This is a genomic window from Saccharopolyspora sp. NPDC002686 (assembly GCF_040295745.1).
Taxonomy (GTDB): Bacteria; Actinomycetota; Actinomycetes; order Mycobacteriales; family Pseudonocardiaceae; genus Saccharopolyspora; species Saccharopolyspora oryzae.
Genome location: NZ_JBEOVY010000587.1, coordinates 1 through 2,434 on the forward strand (window position 1 = coordinate 1; position 2,434 = coordinate 2,434).

Consider the following 2,434-nt stretch of genomic DNA (forward strand, 5'->3'; position numbering starts at 1 on the left):
AAATTCCATTGAAATCGGAGGTCCGATTTCAATGGAATTTGCGCTCCACCCGGACGGCGGAGGTCCTCAGGTGGCGCGCCAGCAGTCGGTGAGGTGGTCGTCGACCATGCCGGTGGCCTGCATCAGGGCGTAGCAGGTGGTGGGGCCGACGAAGGCGAAGCCGCGGCGCTTGAGCTCCTTGGCCATCGCTTTCGACTCCGGGGTGATCGCCGGGACGTCCTCGAGGGTGGCCGGGCGGTGGTCGCGGCGCTCCGGGGCGAAGGACCAGAGCAGGTCGTCCAGCGGCTGGTCGAGCTCCAGGACGGCCCGCGCGTTGCCGATCGCCGAGTCGATCTTCGCCCGGTTCCGGACGATGCCCGCGTCGGCGAGCAGCCGCTCCCGGTCGGCGTCGTCGAAGGCGGCCACCTTCTCCGGCTCGAACCCGGCGAACGCGCTGCGGAACGCCTCGCGCTTGCGCAGGATCGTCAGCCAGGACAGCCCGGATTGGAACGACTCCAGCGTGATCCGCTCGTAGAGCTCCACGACACCGCGCAGCGGCACGCCCCACTCGCGGTCGTGGTACTCGGTGTAGTCCGCCGGTCCCGCACCCCACGGGCACCGGGCCTTGCCGTCCGCGCCGAGCACGGCGCCGGATCCACTCACGTCGTTCTCCTGTCGTATTCGCGGCAGAACCGCGCGAACGCGGCCAGCGACCGGCGCATCCCCCAGGTGAAGGCCGGTCTGACCAAGGGCCAGACCAGCGCGGCGCCGGTCGGCGGGGTCAGCCGCTCCCACCAGACGAAGGTGGAGGCCGCGTTCCCGCACCGGACGACATCGAACCCGCCATCACCGACAACCAGCTCGCCGAAGTGCCGCACCCGGCAGCTCTGCGGCGGGCGCCACTCCACGATCTCCATCCGGTCCACGAACCCGACGCCGCCGAACCCGGTCACCGCGACCAGCTGCCCGCCCGGCCCATCGGCTGCTCCGACCGGGTGCACTTCGGTGCCGAGCATCCACTCGCCCTGCCGAGCCCAGTCGGTCGCGGCGGCCCACACCACCTCCGGGGCGGCCTGCACCGGGATGCTGAACCGCAGCTCGACCGGGCTCAACGCTCAGTCCTCCGAGCCCTCGGCACGCGCCTTGAGCTGCTCGCCCGCGACGTCGAGCTGGCGCTCGAGCACCGCGATGCGGCCGTGCAGCTCGTCGATCTCGCCGGCCAACCGCTCCAGCGCCCAGTCCACCTCGGAGGCTTTGTAGCCGCGCAGGACCTGCTGGAACCGCAGTGCGCGCACGTCCGAGCCCTCGACGTCGGCGGGAGGCAGCCGGGTCGGCGTCGAGCCCGGCGGCAGCGGGGACAGCTCCTCGCCGCGCCCGAAGACCAGCGTTGCGAGCAGGTACACCACCGCAGCGACCGCGAGCACCGCGAAGAGGTAGATGAGCGCACTAGCCACGGTCGCCATCGTGGCACGGACGGCGAACCGCCGCGGCCACGGTCAGGTCTTCGCCGGAGCGGCTTCCAGGACGCCTTCGATGGCGCTGGTGAACTCGCGCCACGCACGCCGCTCGGCCTGCAGGGTCTGCACACCGGCCTGGGTCAACCGGTAGGTGCGCCGCTGGCGACCGCCGACGGTGCTCCAGGTGCTCTGCACGTAACCAGCGCGCTCGAGGCGCCGCAGCGCCGGGTAGACCGTGCCCGTGGGCAGATCGAGAGCACCACCGCTGCGTTCTTGCAGCGCCTCGATGATCGCGTAACCGTGCAATGCCCTGCCGTCGAGCGTGGCCAGCAAGAGGGCGTCCAGGTGGCCGCGGAGCGCATCAGCCTTCACAGGTAGCGACTCTACGGTCATTTCCGACCACTGTCACCGTGCTTCCACAAGAGGACCTAGGTCCTTTCGCGATACGGGATGACATGACCTGCATCACAGCTGGGCTATTCGGGTGGCGTCCACCCGCAAGGGCGTTGACGGGCGGCCGGTTCGAGCACACTGCGGAGTCGGATGAGCCGCGAGAGCAACCAGGAGGCGTCCGCAGTGCCCGACGACAGCGCCCCGGTCACGACGTCCGGAGCGTCGCGGTTGGACGCCGCGACGACCTACGCACCGCAGGCGGACGCGCGCACCCAGCTCCGCGACTACTTCGAGCAGCTGGTCGAGGTGATCGCCCAGCACCCGGAGCCGGTGATGGCCCGCGACGAGGCGCACTGGCGGCTCCTGGAGCTGGTCGACGAGCTGTCCCGGGACGTCCTCAGCGCGCCCCGGATCCAGTCCCGCTGGCTGCGCCTGGCCCCGCTGCTGCACGAGGTCCGCCCGGACATCCCGGTCCCGGCCCTCACCGATCTCCTCAACCGCGCCGTCGGCACCCCCTGACCGCAGTTTCAATTGAAACTGCAACCCCCGGTGTGTCGGACACCCGACATGCCGGAGGATGTGGATAGGTCCCGGGTCCTGTGGAC

5 protein-coding genes are annotated in these 2,434 nt (G+C 70.6%); 1 reads left to right on the forward strand and 4 read right to left on the reverse strand.

Going from position 1 to position 2,434, the window contains the following annotated elements; genetic code table 11:
- Positions 1-66: 66 nt before the first annotated feature.
- The 4 genes from ABTZ89_RS37925 to ABTZ89_RS37940 are packed head-to-tail and all read right to left on the reverse strand — an operon-like array spanning position 67 to position 1,808.
- A complete protein-coding gene (locus ABTZ89_RS37925) occupies positions 67-642 on the reverse strand; it encodes a DNA-3-methyladenine glycosylase I (protein WP_270948832.1) in 576 nt (191 codons plus the stop codon).
- Positions 639-1,091, reverse strand: coding sequence for an SRPBCC family protein (locus tag ABTZ89_RS37930; protein ID WP_270948833.1), 453 nt, complete (start codon positions 1,089-1,091; stop codon positions 639-641). The genes ABTZ89_RS37925 and ABTZ89_RS37930 overlap by 4 nt, the downstream gene beginning before the upstream one ends.
- A 3-nt stretch (positions 1,092-1,094) precedes the next feature.
- Entirely contained in the window at positions 1,095-1,433 is a 339-nt protein-coding gene (locus ABTZ89_RS37935) for a DivIVA domain-containing protein (protein WP_351054140.1), read from the reverse strand.
- 42 nt (positions 1,434-1,475) lie between these two features.
- Positions 1,476-1,808 carry a PadR family transcriptional regulator gene (locus tag ABTZ89_RS37940; RefSeq protein ID WP_150065560.1) on the reverse strand — a complete coding sequence of 111 codons (333 nt, stop codon included), beginning with the start codon at positions 1,806-1,808 and terminating at the stop codon, positions 1,476-1,478.
- Between the two features lie 171 nt (positions 1,809-1,979).
- Between ABTZ89_RS37940 and ABTZ89_RS37945 the strand changes: the two genes are divergently transcribed.
- Entirely contained in the window at positions 1,980-2,348 is a 369-nt protein-coding gene (locus tag ABTZ89_RS37945; RefSeq protein WP_351054142.1) for a hypothetical protein, read from the forward strand.
- Positions 2,349-2,434 lie beyond the last annotated feature (86 nt).

Coding starts and splice junctions, on each gene's coding strand:
- ABTZ89_RS37945 (WP_351054142.1), top strand. CDS start 1,980: ATGAGCCGCGAGAGCAACCAGGAGGCGTCCGCAGTGCCCGACGACAGC.